This window comes from Edwardsiella ictaluri ATCC 33202, assembly GCF_000264785.1.
Lineage (GTDB): Bacteria > Pseudomonadota > Gammaproteobacteria > Enterobacterales > Enterobacteriaceae > Edwardsiella > Edwardsiella ictaluri.
Map to the genome: position 1 here is coordinate 112,938 of NZ_AFJI01000081.1, position 14,030 is coordinate 126,967.

14 protein-coding genes are annotated in these 14,030 nt (G+C 60.3%); 6 read left to right on the top strand and 8 right to left on the bottom strand.

All coding sequences use genetic code 11. From position 1 onward, the window contains the following. Positions 1-5: 5 nt before the first annotated feature. The gene (locus EIEH_RS12240; protein ID WP_015870157.1) at positions 6-542 is read right to left on the bottom strand and encodes a DUF721 domain-containing protein; all 537 of its coding nucleotides are present in this window, start codon (positions 540-542) and stop codon (positions 6-8) included. 45 nt (positions 543-587) lie between these two features. Here EIEH_RS12240 and secM point away from each other — a divergent pair, with 45 nt between their 5' ends. The 3 genes from secM (at position 588) to mutT (ending at position 4,366) form a co-directional block, all read left to right on the top strand. After that, the gene (secM, locus tag EIEH_RS12245) at positions 588-1,088 is read left to right on the top strand and encodes a secA translation cis-regulator SecM (RefSeq protein WP_015870158.1); all 501 of its coding nucleotides are present in this window, start codon (positions 588-590) and stop codon (positions 1,086-1,088) included. Between the two features lie 71 nt (positions 1,089-1,159). Then, positions 1,160-3,868 carry a preprotein translocase subunit SecA gene (secA, locus tag EIEH_RS12250; protein WP_015870159.1) on the top strand — a complete coding sequence of 903 codons (2,709 nt, stop codon included), beginning with the start codon at positions 1,160-1,162 and terminating at the stop codon, positions 3,866-3,868. A gap of 93 nt (positions 3,869-3,961) precedes the next feature. Further along, a complete protein-coding gene (mutT, locus tag EIEH_RS12255) occupies positions 3,962-4,366 on the top strand; it encodes an 8-oxo-dGTP diphosphatase MutT (RefSeq protein ID WP_015870160.1) in 405 nt (134 codons plus the stop codon). 58 nt (positions 4,367-4,424) lie between these two features. Here mutT and yacG read toward each other — a convergent pair whose 3' ends face one another. From yacG to coaE, 3 genes are read right to left on the bottom strand one after another with little or no spacing between them, the layout of a single operon-like run. After that, positions 4,425-4,625 carry a DNA gyrase inhibitor YacG gene (gene yacG / locus EIEH_RS12260; protein WP_015870161.1) on the bottom strand — a complete coding sequence of 67 codons (201 nt, stop codon included), beginning with the start codon at positions 4,623-4,625 and terminating at the stop codon, positions 4,425-4,427. A gap of 23 nt (positions 4,626-4,648) precedes the next feature. After that, on the bottom strand, positions 4,649-5,401 hold the full coding sequence (gene zapD / locus EIEH_RS12265; RefSeq protein WP_015870162.1) for a cell division protein ZapD: 753 nt from the start codon (positions 5,399-5,401) through the stop codon (positions 4,649-4,651). After that, positions 5,398-6,024: a dephospho-CoA kinase gene (gene coaE, locus EIEH_RS12270; RefSeq protein WP_015870163.1), complete on the bottom strand. Its 627-nt coding sequence runs from the start codon at positions 6,022-6,024 to the stop codon at positions 5,398-5,400. Before coaE ends, zapD begins: the two co-directional genes overlap by 4 nt. Before the next feature lie 309 nt (positions 6,025-6,333). Between coaE and EIEH_RS12275 the strand changes: the two genes are divergently transcribed. Continuing rightward, positions 6,334-7,380 (top strand): GMP reductase, encoded by a 1,047-nt coding sequence (locus EIEH_RS12275; protein WP_015870164.1) that lies wholly within the window; start codon positions 6,334-6,336, stop codon positions 7,378-7,380. 53 nt (positions 7,381-7,433) lie between these two features. Here EIEH_RS12275 and EIEH_RS12280 read toward each other — a convergent pair whose 3' ends face one another. Genes EIEH_RS12280 through ppdD form a run of 3 tightly spaced genes read right to left on the bottom strand, consistent with a single transcriptional unit; the run spans position 7,434 to position 10,398 of the window. Then, on the bottom strand, positions 7,434-8,630 hold the full coding sequence (locus EIEH_RS12280; RefSeq protein WP_015870165.1) for a type II secretion system F family protein: 1,197 nt from the start codon (positions 8,628-8,630) through the stop codon (positions 7,434-7,436). Next, complete coding sequence (locus EIEH_RS12285; protein WP_015870166.1) at positions 8,627-9,949, bottom strand: GspE/PulE family protein; 1,323 nt, start codon at positions 9,947-9,949, stop codon at positions 8,627-8,629. Before EIEH_RS12285 ends, EIEH_RS12280 begins: the two co-directional genes overlap by 4 nt. Continuing rightward, positions 9,946-10,398 carry a prepilin peptidase-dependent pilin gene (gene ppdD / locus EIEH_RS12290; RefSeq protein ID WP_015870167.1) on the bottom strand — a complete coding sequence of 151 codons (453 nt, stop codon included), beginning with the start codon at positions 10,396-10,398 and terminating at the stop codon, positions 9,946-9,948. Before ppdD ends, EIEH_RS12285 begins: the two co-directional genes overlap by 4 nt. A gap of 247 nt (positions 10,399-10,645) precedes the next feature. On the opposite strand from ppdD, the gene ampD reads away from it, so the two are divergent. Beyond that, positions 10,646-11,224, top strand: a complete 579-nt coding sequence (ampD, locus tag EIEH_RS12295) for a 1,6-anhydro-N-acetylmuramyl-L-alanine amidase AmpD (RefSeq protein ID WP_015870168.1) — start codon at positions 10,646-10,648, stop codon at positions 11,222-11,224. A gap of 17 nt (positions 11,225-11,241) precedes the next feature. After that, positions 11,242-12,096 carry a beta-lactamase regulator AmpE gene (ampE, locus tag EIEH_RS12300; protein ID WP_015870169.1) on the top strand — a complete coding sequence of 285 codons (855 nt, stop codon included), beginning with the start codon at positions 11,242-11,244 and terminating at the stop codon, positions 12,094-12,096. An 81-nt stretch (positions 12,097-12,177) separates the two neighbouring features. On the opposite strand, the gene EIEH_RS12305 is transcribed toward ampE, so the two are convergent. Then, a complete protein-coding gene (locus EIEH_RS12305; RefSeq protein WP_015870170.1) occupies positions 12,178-13,551 on the bottom strand; it encodes an amino acid permease in 1,374 nt (457 codons plus the stop codon). Positions 13,552-14,030: the final 479 nt, after the last annotated feature.

A 14,030-nucleotide genomic window follows, 5' to 3' on the forward strand; every position in this document is an offset into this window, starting at 1 on the left:
CGGGCTCAGGAGCGACGCTTCTTATCACGACTGACTGTGTCGGTACTCTCTCCGGCCAGCGCAGCCAGTCGTTCCAGTTTTTTCCGCAATCCATCCGGACTTTGAGTGGCTAGCCAGCGTAGCTGCTGTGCGCTTGCTACGCTCAGCGTGCGCATTACTGTCTCCTCCTGTGCGCTCTCCTGCCTTTCCTGTGCGAACGACTGCGCATTTTTCCCACTCTGACACATCAGGGCGGGATTAATCCTGATGTCGATCGATGACAATGATGGTAAAATCTCTCCCCTAAGTGCGGAAAGTAGACTGCTCTGCTCATAGCGCAGGCGCATCAGCCAACTGGCGTTGGCGACTTCCAGCACCAGAATGCCCTGACGAAAGTTGGCGACGTGGCAAAACGGTTTCAGCGGCGCCGGCAGCAGGGCCTGTACTGCCCGATCGAGTCGGAGTAATGCCACTGCGCGTTGCTGAACGTTTTTGAGAATGCCGTCAACGGCGGCGTTGTCATCCAGCAGGGTATCCAGGGATTGTGGGCGACTATCACGCATAAATACGGCTCCGCGGCTATTAGGGCTATTGATTCGGTACGGCATGTGATTGGTATTCTAAAGCGTTGGCGACAGTTTGGCAGACGTTATTTTTGGCCGCATCTCCTGTGGGGGATGGTGGCGGCGACGCTTGGCATTCCGTCGCTGGCCAACGCTGAGCAGCCGCGTCCCTCTGTGCAGACCATTACCCTGCAGCGGCTGATCGCCGCACATCACAGCCACGTCTCCCTGCAGCTGATGTCCAGTAAGCGCCGGGGACAGGGCATTGACTACTGGCATCAGTATGCGCTGCGTATCGCCATCCGTCAGCTGAGTAGTCGTCTGGCGCCGTCGCACGCCCAATACAGCCTATCTGCAGAGCAGCAGCGCCAGCACCTGGTGCTGCTCAACTCGCTCAGCTCACTGCTGACCCGTCAGCCTACGCTCTATGCTACGCCGCTGTACCTGCGGCCGTCGCGCTACGCACCGTCGTCCCATGGGCATCTCCCGGCGCTGTGGCTGGCCCGGGTTCAGGGGATCCGCGCCGGTCCCGCTGTCGCCGCCTGAGTTTACCTTTTCCCTTTTTGTCCGCGTTTTGACCCGGGTGGTTTGGGCCATCCATGAGAGATTGTATAACTATGTTAATTAAATTATTGACCAAGGTTTTTGGCAGCCGTAACGATCGTACCCTGCGCCGTATGCGTAAAGTGGTTGAGCAGATTAACCGCATGGAGCCGGAGATGGAGCAGCTCAGCGATGAGCTGCTGAAGGCGAAGACCGTCGAGTTCCGTGGACGCCTGGCGCAGGGCGCCGCGTTGGACAGCCTGCTGCCGGAGGCGTTTGCCACCGTCCGTGAGGCCAGCAAGCGCGTGTTTGGCATGCGTCACTTTGACGTGCAGCTGCTGGGCGGCATGGTGCTGAACGAGCGCTGCATCGCAGAAATGCGCACCGGCGAAGGTAAAACCCTGACGGCGACCCTGCCGGCCTACCTGAATGCCCTGACCGGTAAAGGGGTACACGTGGTGACCGTCAACGACTATCTGGCCCAGCGAGACGCCGAAAACAACCGCCCGCTGTTTGAGTTCCTCGGACTGAGCGTCGGCATCAACCTGCCGGGTATGGCAGCGCCGGCCAAGCGCGCCGCCTATGCGGCCGACATCACCTACGGTACCAACAACGAATATGGTTTTGACTACCTGCGCGACAATATGGCGTTCAGCCCAGAAGAGCGCGTTCAGCGCAAGCTGCACTATGCGCTGGTGGATGAGGTGGACTCCATCCTGATCGATGAGGCGCGTACGCCGCTGATCATTTCCGGTCCGGCAGAGGACAGCTCCGAGCTGTACATCAAGGTCGACAAGCTGATCCCGCACCTGAAGCGTCAGGAAAAAGAGGATTCCGATACGTTCCAGGGCGATGGACACTACTCTGTCGATGAAAAGACCCGTCAGGTTAACCTGACGGAGCGCGGTCTGGTGCTGATTGAAGAGCTGTTGGCCGACGTCGGGATTATGGATGAGGGCGAATCGCTGTACTCCCCTGCCAATATTATGCTGATGCACCATGTGACCGCGGCGCTGCGCGCCCACGCGCTGTTTACCCGCGATGTGGACTACATCGTGAAAGAGGGGGAGGTCATCATCGTCGATGAGCACACCGGTCGTACCATGCAGGGGCGCCGCTGGTCAGACGGTCTGCATCAGGCGGTGGAGGCCAAGGAAGGGGTCCAGATCCAGAACGAAAACCAGACGCTGGCCTCCATTACCTTCCAGAACTACTTCCGTCTGTATGAGAAGCTGGCCGGGATGACCGGTACCGCCGATACTGAAGCCTTCGAATTCAGCTCTATCTATAAGCTGGATACCATTGTGGTGCCGACCAACCGTCCGATGATCCGTAAGGATTTGCCGGATCTGGTGTACATGACCGAACAGGACAAGATCGCGGCGATCATCGAGGATATCCGCGAGCGTACGGCCAAAGGGCAGCCGGTGCTGGTGGGCACGGTCTCCATCGAAAAATCTGAAATGGTCTCTCATGAGTTGACGAAGGCCGGTATCGCCCACAGTGTGCTGAATGCCAAGTTCCACGCCAAAGAGGCCGATATCGTTGCTCAGGCCGGTCAGCCGGGCGCAGTCACCATCGCCACCAACATGGCCGGCCGCGGTACCGATATCATGCTGGGCGGCAGCTGGCAGGCAGAGATCGCGCTGCTGGAGTCGCCGACCGAAGCGCAGATCGAGGCAATAAAAGCGGAGTGGCAAACGTGTCACGATGCGGTGCTGGCCGCCGGCGGTCTGCACATCATCGGCACCGAGCGCCATGAGTCGCGCCGTATTGATAACCAGTTGCGCGGCCGCTCCGGTCGTCAGGGGGATGCGGGTTCCTCCCGTTTCTATCTGTCGCTGGAGGACTCCCTGATGCGTATCTTCGCTTCTGATCGCGTGGCCAACATGATGCGTAAGCTGGGGATGAAGCCGGGCGAGGCCATTGAGCACCCATGGGTGACCAAGGCGATCGCCAACGCGCAACGCAAGGTGGAAAGCCGGAACTTCGATATTCGTAAACAGCTGCTTGAGTACGATGATGTGGCCAGCGATCAGCGCCGCGCCATCTATACCCAGCGTAATGAGCTGCTGGACGGCGGTGATGTGGTCGATACCATCAACAGCATCCGTGAGGATGTCTTTAAGGTGGTGATCGACAGCTATATCCCGCCGCAGTCCCTGGAGGAGATGTGGGATGTCGCCGGACTGGAAGAGCGTCTGCGCAATGACTTCGATCTGGAGCTACCGATTACGGAGTGGCTGGATAAAGAGCCGGAGCTGCATGAGGAGACGCTGCGCGAGCGTATTCTGACGATGGCGGTAGAGCACTATCAGAGCAAGGAAGAGGTGGTTGGCGGCGAAATGATGCGCAGCTTTGAAAAGGGCATCATGCTGCAGACCCTGGACTCCCTGTGGAAAGAGCATCTGGCGGCGATGGACTACCTGCGTCAGGGGATTCATCTGCGTGGCTATGCGCAGAAAGATCCCAAGCAGGAGTACAAGCGCGAATCCTTTGCCATGTTTGCGGCGATGCTGGAGTCTCTGAAGTATGAGGTGATAAGCGTACTGAGCAAGGTACAGGTGCGGATGCCGGAAGAGGTTGAGGCGCTGGAGCGCCAGCGCCGCGAGGACGCGGAGCGTCTGGCCCGTCAGCAGCAGCTGAGCCATCTGGACGATCAGAGCGCGGCGGCGCAGGAGATGGCCTCTCAGACCGGCGATCGCAAGATCGGGCGCAACGATCCCTGCCCATGCGGCTCCGGCAAGAAATATAAGCAGTGCCATGGTCGCCTCAACGCCTGATAGTTCGGGCACTAGGTGATTACCGACAGGGAAGCGCAGTGCGCCTCCCTGTTTTTTATTTTACGGGTACCCTGCGGCCAAAGAGAGGTAGATATGATCCAGTCGGTGCCGACGCTACAGATTTCCGTCGGGATTATTCGCAACGCGCGGCAGGAGATCTTTATTGCCCGGCGTCAGTCCGGCAGCCACCTGGCCGGTCTGTGGGAGTTTCCCGGTGGTAAAATTGAGCCGGGAGAGCACGCCCGGCAGGCGCTGGCGCGTGAGCTGCAAGAGGAGGTGGGGATTACTGTAGCGTCAGCGCAGCTGCTGCGGCGTATCGAGCATACCTTCAGCGATCGGCGGGTGGTGCTGCACTTCTTTTTGGTCGGTGCCTGGCAGGGGGAACCCTGTGGTCGGGAAGGGCAAGAGACCCGCTGGGTCGCGGCGGCCTCGCTGTGTGCCGCCGATTTTCCAGCGCCGAACCGGGCGATAATCGAAGAGCTACGCGCCCAGGGATAGCGCACAAAAAAAGGCGCCTATCGGGCGCCTCAATTGCGGTGAGCGAGGGGACAAAGCCTCAGCGGTCGTCGACCTCACTCCACTCTTCGCTGTCGGAGTGGGTCGCGTCACTGGCAATCCGCTTCTCTTCGTTGGCCCATTCGCCCAGATCGATAAGCTGGCAGCGTTTGCTGCAGAACGGGCGGTAAGGACTCTGCTCTCCCCAGATAACCGCGCTGCCGCAGGTCGGACAGGCGACAGTGATGATCTCGTTTTCCATTGCTAACTCCCTAAGGCCGCGGCTCAACAGCAGGCCAGATTGAACGACAGGCGATCCGGTACCACGCCCTGCTCGCTGTCCAGCGGCAGAAAACGAATGGCAAAGCGGCTCTTATGGCCGGAAACCTGCGGATAAATTTGCAGATCCAGCGCCAGCTGAATACGCAGCATCTCGGTGCCGTCGGCATTGTCTTGGTAGAAGCCATGTAGGCTGGTCATCGGCTTAAAGGTGGCGGCCTTTCGCAGCAGATCCAGCACCAGCATCAGGCTGTCCGTCAGCGGTGCCAAGGAGGCTATCCAGGCGTCGATCTGACGATCGCGGGTAGTCTGATCCAGGTTTAGCCACAGGTAGAGCGTCGGCAGATCAAAGCTGCAGCAGCCACCGGGGATCCCCAGCCGTTGGCGGACTAAGGCGACCAGGCGATCTTCGCGCAGCGTCTGACCGATACGCGGTGCTGCCATCAAAATGGCGGCCTGCTGCTTTAGATGCTGGCTCAGCGCATGGATCATCTCCTGATCGACGCCCGGCACGTTGATCCACTGCATTAGCTTGCGCTGCTGGTGCTCCAGCTCTTTGAGCAGCTCGGCCCGTACCTCGCCGCGATCCAGTACGTCGAGCAGGTCGGACAGGGTGCGAAAGAAGGTGAGGGCACCGCTGGTATCGCACTGTGGCCGATGCTGCAGCAGCTGCTGTAGCAGAAACTCCAGGCGCAGCCAGGTGCGCATTTTTTCATTGAGTGGGTATTCAAACAGTATGGCCGGAGCGGTGTCACTCATGCTTGTGATCCTGTCGAGGCGGTCGCCGCCTGCGCGAGCGCCAGATAGCGGCGATGCAGGACGGCGACCTGTGGGGCCAGCGCATCGGCGGACCCGCTGTTATCAATAATATCATCGGCGCAGGCCAGGCGCTGCTCCCGCGTAGCCTGGGCGGCCAGGATGCGCTGCGCCTGTGCTGGGCTGATGCCATCGCGCGCCTGGGTACGTGCCAGCTGCTGTTCGACGGGCAGATCGACGACCGCGATGCGATTCACCTGCGCCGTGAGGTGATTCTCGATCAGCAACGGCACCACCCACAGGGCGTAGGGGGCCGCTATCTGCGCCAGCTGGCGCTGGGTCTCCGCCTGGATCAGCGGGTGCAGCAGGGCGTTAAGCCAGGCTTTTTCCTGCGGCTGGGCAAAAATGATATGACGTAGGGCGGCGCGATTCAGGCTGCCGTCTGCCCGTAAAACCCGCGCGTCAAAATGGGCCGCAATCTGCGCTAGGGCCGGCTGTCCCCGCTCGACCATCTGGCGTGCGATGACGTCGGCATCGACCAGCGGCACGCCGAGGCGGACAAAGGCCTCAGCTACGGTAGATTTACCGCTGCCGATACCACCGGTGAGAGCAACTGTGTATGCCATGAGGAGATCCTGCGAGACTGTGCGCGGGCGTGAGCTGCGCGGAAAAATCGGCGAACCTGCGGATCATAATGGACCTGACGGTAAGTGCAAGCCACGCGTGCGGCAGAAGGCGATACCGAGAGGATGCTGAGGCCGATTATCGTGGGCAAATTCAGAACAGTGTACCTGAAATTTTGTTGAAAAAGCAGACTTGTCGCCGTGTTATTCCTGCGTATGATAACGTCACTGGAACTGGCGTCATACGGCAGCCAATCGTTTGTATGATCACATTTTCTCTAATATTGTCGCCATTAACCAGGAAAGTATCTCATGCGCATTGAAGAAGATCTGAAGCTGGGTTTTAAGGATGTTCTGATCCGTCCGAAGCGTTCTACGCTGAAAAGCCGCTCTGATGTTGAGCTCGCCCGCGAGTATCGCTTTAAGCACAGCGGCTGGCAGTGGTCAGGCGTTCCGCTGATCGCGGCCAACATGGATACCGTCGGCACGTTCAGCATGGCGCGGGTGCTGGCCGGTTTTGATGTGTTGACCGCCGTGCATAAGCACTACAGCGTGGAGCAGTGGCAGAGCTTTGTCTCCAGCGTCGGTGAAGAGACGCTGCGCCATGTGATGGTATCGACCGGGACCTCCGAGGCGGACTTTATCAAGCTGCGTCAGATCCTCGCGCTCTCCCCGTCCCTGAAGTTCATCTGTATCGATGTCGCTAACGGTTATTCCGAACACTTCGTTGATTTTCTGCGCAGGGCGCGCGACGTCTGCCCAGACAAAGTGATCTGCGCCGGTAACGTGGTCACCGGTGAGATGGTGGAGGAGCTGATCCTCTCCGGCGCCGATATTGTTAAGGTGGGAATTGGCCCCGGCTCCGTGTGCACCACCCGGGTCAAGACCGGCGTTGGTTATCCACAGCTCTCTGCCGTCATTGAGTGCGCCGATGCCGCGCACGGGCTGGGCGGGCAGATCGTGTCTGATGGCGGCTGTACCATGCCGGGCGACGTGGCCAAAGCGTTTGGCGGTGGTGCTGACTTCGTGATGCTGGGCGGCATGCTGGCGGCTCATGCGGAGTGCGAAGGACGTATTGTCGAAGAGCAGGGGCGCAAGATGATGCTGTTCTACGGTATGAGCTCGGCCTCGGCGATGAACCGCCATGTCGGCGGCGTCGCAGACTATCGCGCGGCGGAGGGGAAGACCGTTAGCCTTCCGCTGCGTGGTCCGGTGGAAAATACCGTGCGTGATATTCTGGGCGGCCTGCGCTCTGCCTGCACTTACGTCGGGGCATCGCGTCTCAAAGAGCTGACCAAGCGTACGACTTTTATCCGGGTTGCCGAGCAGGAGAACCGTGTTTTTGGCCGGGCCGATTGAGCGCTTGCGCCGAGAGTTCTGTTCCGTATCAATAACGCCGGCGATCGCCGGCGTTATTGCATTACGTTGCCCAGACGCAGAATTGGCAGGTACATGGCCAGCACCAGTAGGGCTATCAGGGTGGCGCTTATCACTAGCATAGCAGGCTCCGCCAGTGAGGCCAGCGTCTCACTGCGCCGTTGTGCGCTGTGGCGATAGAACTCTCCCAGATGGTGGCTGACGGCAGCGAGGCGCCCCGCGGCCTCACCCTGGCGGATCAGCTGTCGGCACTGGGGCGGAAAAAGATGCGGATCGCGCAGGGCCGCCGAGAGCAGCTCTCCCTGACGCAGGCGCAGCACGCCGGTGTGCAGGGCGCGGCGATAGGCTGCCAGCGGTAGAGAGCGGCGGCAGCAATTTAGCGCCGCTGGCAGCGTGATCCCGGCCTGTAGCATCAGTGACAGCATTTGAAACAACTGCGCGAGAGTGACATCGCGCAGCAGAATACCATAGCCCGGAAGGTGCAGGGTGAGGTGCTGCAGCGCGCCCTGTAGCCGTGGGCCGCGGCGGCGCAGCGTGACCAGCGCGAGTCCGGCCAGCGGGATACCCGCTGCCATCCGGTGCCACCCATGACGCAAGGCATCGGCCAGCGTCAGGAGTTGCTGGGTCAGCCAAGGCAGCGGCGCATCGAGCGATGCGTACAGCTGGGCAAATTGCGGCAGCAGGGTTAACAGCATGCCCAGTGCGATCAGCAGTGCGACCGACAGCAGGAACAGCGGGTAGCGTAGTGCACGCAGCAGGCGTTGGTGCAGTGCGTGCGCCTGCTGCTGCTGGCGGGCCAGCTGGCGACAGACGTCGGCCAGTGCGCCGCTTTGCTCCGCCGCCGCCAGGGTTCGACTGTACAGCGCGGGAAAAATAGCGGGCTGCCCGCGCAGCGCCTGAGAGAGTGTCAGCCCATCGGCAACCTCGCGGCTCAACTGATGGATCAGCACCCGCCACTCGGTGTGAGGGTGCCCGTTAGCCATCAGATCCAGCGCCGAGAGCAGCGGTACCCCGGCCTCCAGCAGATCGGCCAACTGGGCTATAAAGTCACTGCAGGCGCCGCCATGCCAGCGATAGCGCAGTGGGCGACGGGCGGTGACGATAGCGAGCGGCAGAATGCCGCGCGCTGCAAGGTCGCGGCGCAGATGGCGACGACTGAGACTGAGCCGCGTTTCCATCCACCCCTTGCCATCCTGATCGATAAGCTGGCAGTGATACAGCCGGGGCTTCACGCCTGCGGTCCCAGCACCCGTAGAATCTCACCCCAGGAGGTCTTGCCCTGTTCGGCCAGGCGGTGGGCCGTCGTGTGCAGCGGGATCATCCCCTGCGCTTCGGCCAGCTGTTGCAGTTGGGCGCTGTCAGCGCCGCTGCGCATGGCCTGTCGTAGGGCGGGCGTCGGCGTCAGCAGCTCAAATAGGGCACGCCGGCCGCGGTAGCCGCCGCTGCAGTGGGCACACTCGCCCGGCAGCCAGCTGGGACGGGCGGCGTCGGGCTCCCGCTGGCGACAGTGGCGGCACAGGCGACGTACCAGACGCTGGGCGATGACCAGCAGCAGGCTGTCGGCCAGCAGATAGGGCGCGATACCCAGCTGTAGCAGGCGGGTCAGGGTCTGGGCCGCGCTATTAGTATGTAGGGTCGAGAGTACCAGATGCCCGGTTTGGGCGGCGTTAACGGCAATATGCGCGGTGGTTTCATCACGGATTTCCCCGATCATGATGACGTCGGGATCTTGGCGCAGCAGGGCGCGCAGTACGGTGGCGAACTGCAGCCCGGCGCGTGGGGCGATCGCGGTCTGATTGATGTTTTCCAGTGGTGTTTCAATGGGATCTTCAACGCTGCAAATATTGAGCGTCTGCGCATTCAGTCGGCGTAGTCCGGCGTAGAGGGTCGCAGTTTTTCCGCTGCCGGTCGGCCCGGTCACTAAGATCAGGCCTTGGGGCTGCGCTAATGCCTGAGCCAGCGTCTGACACTGTGCGGTACCCAGCCCCAGCCGGGCTAGGCTACGGGGCGTTTCCCGCGTGCTGACCTGGCGCAGCACCGCTTTTTCACCGTGTAGCGTCGGTAGCGTAGAGAGGCGAAAGCTGTGCGTTTGTTCGCTCAGGGGGATACACAGTTGGCCATCCTGAGGCAGGCGTCGCTCGGCGATATCCAGACCGGCCAATACCTTCAGGCGGGTCACTAAACGGATGAATTGCAGTGTGGGGTAGTCCGTCAGCGGGTGTAGTACCCCGTCGATACGCAGCCGTACTTGTCCCCGCGTCTCCAGCGGCTCCAGATGGATGTCGGAGGCGCGTCGCCGCAGCGCATGGAGCAGCAACTGTTCCAGCTGTGGGGCGGTTTGGCTCTCCTCCGTGGCGGGATACAGCGCCTCTTCCTCCTCTGACTGCCGACGGCTCAGGGGGCGCCACTGGGCATCCAGGCCGGTAGCGAAACGGATGGCTTCCAGCAGCGCGGCGGGTGCCTCGTTCAGTCCGCCGACGATAATGCTGTGCCGATCCTGATGCAGCAGACGGCAGCGATAGCGGCGGCAGAGCCGCTGGAGATCGCTCATGGTCTCTCTCCGCCGTCGGTTTCTCGCAGGACGCTGCGACAGGCCTCCAGCAGTGCGGTATTATTATCTTCGCTCTGGCAGCGCTGCTGCCAACGCAGGGTGCCCGCGCTGCGATCCAGCGTTGGCGTTAGCGTCACCCGCAGGCCGGCCAGTGTTTGCTGGCCGCTCAGCGAGATAATGCCCGCATCGACACTCAGCGTGCTGACGTAGGCCGACGGCGGAAACGCCGCCAGCCCCAGTTGCGCTTCGCTGCAGGGGGCAAGGTTGCCCTGTTCCAGCGCACACAGTTCGACCTCGGTGCGATAGGGGGTGACCGCCTGCAGAACATCCGTCATGGCCGCTTTTTGCAGGTAGCGCTGATAGGCCGGTACGGCGATGGCGCCGAGAATGGCGATGATGGCGATTACGATCATGAGCTCCAGCAGGGTGAAGCCGTGCTGTGATGACATAGACACCTCCACGGGTTGCGTCTGTAAAGTGTGCCTGAGCGGGCTGCTGCCGACGAGCCGCGCTGACGCAGGCTGCGTGCCGCGCCGCGGTTTAGCTGTATCGGTTGCTCTGGTGTCCGTCGCCGGTGCGGCGTGTGCTATAGAATGGGGCGTCGCTTTTCAGCGGCTTCTCGCGGGGATGAGGGGGCGCGAATGGCGAATCATGCTACCCTGTAGGCAGTTTGAATCGCGGGAGGTCACGTTAGTGATGCAATTAGAGCAGGGATGGCTGACGGGCGCGCGGCGCGTACCGTCACCACATTGTGATGCGCGTCCGCAGGGGGAGTTGCCCTCCCTGCTGGTGATCCACAATATCAGTCTGCCTCCGGGAAAGTTCGGTGGCCCCTATATCGACCACTTGTTCAGCGGTACGCTGGCGTGTGACGGCGATCCTTTTTTTGTCGGTTTGCAGGGGCTGCGGGTCTCTGCGCACTGCTTGATCCGGCGCGATGGGGAGATTGTCCAGTATGTGCCCTTTGAACGCCGGGCGTGGCATGCCGGCGTATCACGCTATCAAGGGCGCGAGCGCTGCAATGATTTTTCTGTGGGCATTGAGCTGGAGGGGACGGATACGCTGGCGTATACCCCGCAGCAGTATCGGGCGCTGGCACGGATCAGCGCACTGTTGATGCGTCACTATCCGATGTCACCGGCGCGGGTGACCGGCCATAGCGATATCGCTCCCGGGCGTAAAACCGATCCCGGTCCGGCGTTCCGCTGGGATGAGTACCATCGTTTACTGCGGACAGCGTTGGCCGGATCCGCGGGTACACCCGATCGTCACTGAAGAGAGAGCTACCGGAGATGACGTTATTCTCGCTACTGCTGGTTTTGGGCTGGGAGCGGCTGTTTAAGCTGGGGGATCGCTGGCAGCTTGATCGCTGTCTTGTCCCGCTGTTTGCCCGCATAAAGCGGGTATCGCTGACCAAAACGCTGCTGCTGCTATTGCTGTGGATGCTGCTGATCGGCGCGCTGCTCCAGGGGATTAAGGGGCTGTTTTTCGGCCTGCCGACGCTGCTGATGTGGGTGTTCATCGGGCTGCTGTGCTTTGGCGCGGGGGCTATTCGCCGCGACTATCGCGCTTATATGAAAGCGGCGCGACGAGGAGAACAGGATGCGATGACGCAGATGACGGCGGAGCTGGCGCTGATCCCGGGGCTGTCGGCCGATACGCGCCCGGAGGTCCGCCTGCGTGAGCTGCAGAGTGTGCTGGTGTGGATCAACTATCGCTTCTATCTGGCGCCGCTGTTCTATTTTGTGATAGCCGGGCCCTACGGCCCGGTGGCGCTGGGCGGCTATGTGCTGCTGCGGGCCTATCAGACCTGGCTGAGCCGTCAGGCCGATCCGCTGATGCGCGCGCAGGCCGGGATCGATCGTCTGCTGCACTGGGTCGACTGGATCCCGGTGCGGCTGGCTGGGATTGCTTACGCCCTGCTGGGGCACGGTGAGCGTGCGCTGCCGGCCTGGCTGGCGTCGCTGGGCGATCTGAGGAGCGGCCAGTACCAGGTACTGACGGGGCTGGCGCAGCTTTCGCTGGCACGCGATCCGCACCTGGATGGGTTAAAGACGCCGCTGGCGGCGGTGACGCTGGCGCGGCGCATTACGCTGGTGCTGATCGTGGCGGTGGCGCTGTTGACCATTTATGGCGCGCTGCTTTAGCGGGATAAGCGTCCGCGTGCGATAGGCGAAAAAACCGGCGCGAGAGATAGCGCCGGTTTTTTTATTGGGTGGCGTGGTGCGTTAGCCGGGGAGTCGTGCGCTGTGTTTCCGCGTACGCTGCTTAAGGGCATAGCCGACGGCCAGTACGATCAGCCATAGCGGGATCAACAGTACTGAAATCTGGATCTCTGGGGTCAAGAGCATAATGACCAGAATGGCGGCCATAAACAGCAGGCACAGATAGTTACCCGCCGGGTACCAGAAGGCGCGAAAACGGGGAACCACGCCTTCGCGGTTTTTCTGCGCCCGAAAGCGCAGATGCGCGATGCTGATCATCGCCCAGTTGATCACCAGCGCGGAGACGACCAGCGCCATTAACAGCTCGAAGGCTTTGCCCGGCATCAGGTAGTTAATCAGTACGCATAGCAGGGTGGCCGCCGCCGAGAGGCCGATCGCCACCACCGGGACACCGCGCCCGTCCACCTTGAGCAGCGCCTTCGGGCCATTCCCCTGCAGGGCCAAGCCGAACAGCATACGGCTGTTGCAGTAGACGCAGCTGTTGTAGACCGACAGCGCCGCGGTCAGCACCACGATATTGAGGACGGTGGCGACCAGGTTACTGTCCAGAGCATGAAAAATCATGACAAACGGGCTGCCGCCCTCGACCACCTTACCCCACGGGTAGAGGGAGAGCAGGATCGCCAGAGAGCCGATGTAGAAAATCAGAATGCGGTAAATGACCTGATTGGTCGCCTTGGGGATGCTGCGCTGCGGATCGTCGGCCTCCGCAGCGGTGATTCCGACCAGCTCCAGACCGCCGAAAGAGAACATGATCACCGCCATTGCCATGACCAGCCCCATGATGCCATTGGGGAAGAATCCGCCCTGATCCCACAGGTTACTCACGGAGGCCTCGGGGCCGCCGTGCCCGCTGAACAGTAGCCAGCCGCCAAAGAGGATCATTCCGATGATGGCGACCACTTTGATGATGGCGAACCAGAACTCCAGCTCGCCGTAAATTTTGACATTGGCCAGGTTGATTGCGTTGATCAGCAGGAAGAAGACCGCTGCGGATACCCAGGTCGGGATGTCCGGAAACCAGTACTGTACATAGATACCCACAGCCGTCAGCTCGGCCATGGCGACCAGTACATACAGCACCCAGTAGTTCCAACCGGAGGCAAAACCGGCAAAGTCTCCCCAGTACTTATAGGCAAAGTGGCTGAATGAACCGGCCACCGGCTCCTCGACCACCATTTCACCCAGTTGACGCATAATCAGAAAAGCGATAAATCCACCGATGGCGTAACCCAACAGCACCGACGGCCCGGCCATCTTAATGGTTTGTGCGATCCCCAGAAACAGCCCTGTACCGATGGCGCCGCCTAGGGCAATCAGCTGTATGTGGCGATTCTTCAGGCCACGGTGTAACTGCTCGCCGTGTTGCTCACTCATATCTCTTACCCTCATCCGGCTCTGTTCAGGGATACTGCCAGCGCCATGCTGTAATAATAACGATACAGAAGCCGGAATATTATGTTTACCGAGCTGTTATATTCAAATGCATAAATAATCTACCAACGCATTGAGAATAATGGTATGCGAAAAAAAATGCATCCGATTTCTATGTGTCGTTCGTTTAGGGCGGCATAGGAGCAGCACAGCGAGAAGTGAGTCGTCTTATTATTTTTTATGCACTTTTCATTTATATCAATGCTGATTGTGGTTGGCTTTCTCGCTTCAGCTAGCGTGAAATGCCGTTTATAAAGCGTTAAAGTCCATGTCGAAAAGGTAAAAACTAATACCGTGACTTGGTTATCACGCTGGTGTTTTATTGATTTTTGTTGTTAACAAATGCGTCATTTCATGATTTGCATCAATAGTTATATGGACAACTGGTGAAGATTTTGTTACTTTGAGGTCATGTTTTTGAA

Coding starts and splice junctions, on each gene's coding strand:
- EIEH_RS12240 (WP_015870157.1), bottom strand. CDS start 542: ATGCGTGATAGTCGCCCACAATCCCTGGATACCCTGCTGGATGACAAC.
- yacG (WP_015870161.1), bottom strand. CDS start 4,625: ATGGAAAACGAGATCATCACTGTCGCCTGTCCGACCTGCGGCAGCGCG.
- ampE (WP_015870169.1), top strand. CDS start 11,242: ATGACGTTATTCTCGCTACTGCTGGTTTTGGGCTGGGAGCGGCTGTTT.
- ppdD (WP_015870167.1), bottom strand. CDS start 10,398: ATGTCATCACAGCACGGCTTCACCCTGCTGGAGCTCATGATCGTAATC.
- zapD (WP_015870162.1), bottom strand. CDS start 5,401: ATGAGTGACACCGCTCCGGCCATACTGTTTGAATACCCACTCAATGAA.
- EIEH_RS12285 (WP_015870166.1), bottom strand. CDS start 9,949: ATGAGCGATCTCCAGCGGCTCTGCCGCCGCTATCGCTGCCGTCTGCTG.
- EIEH_RS12305 (WP_015870170.1), bottom strand. CDS start 13,551: ATGAGTGAGCAACACGGCGAGCAGTTACACCGTGGCCTGAAGAATCGC.
- secA (WP_015870159.1), top strand. CDS start 1,160: ATGTTAATTAAATTATTGACCAAGGTTTTTGGCAGCCGTAACGATCGT.
- EIEH_RS12275 (WP_015870164.1), top strand. CDS start 6,334: ATGCGCATTGAAGAAGATCTGAAGCTGGGTTTTAAGGATGTTCTGATC.
- mutT (WP_015870160.1), top strand. CDS start 3,962: ATGATCCAGTCGGTGCCGACGCTACAGATTTCCGTCGGGATTATTCGC.
- coaE (WP_015870163.1), bottom strand. CDS start 6,024: ATGGCATACACAGTTGCTCTCACCGGTGGTATCGGCAGCGGTAAATCT.
- ampD (WP_015870168.1), top strand. CDS start 10,646: ATGCAATTAGAGCAGGGATGGCTGACGGGCGCGCGGCGCGTACCGTCA.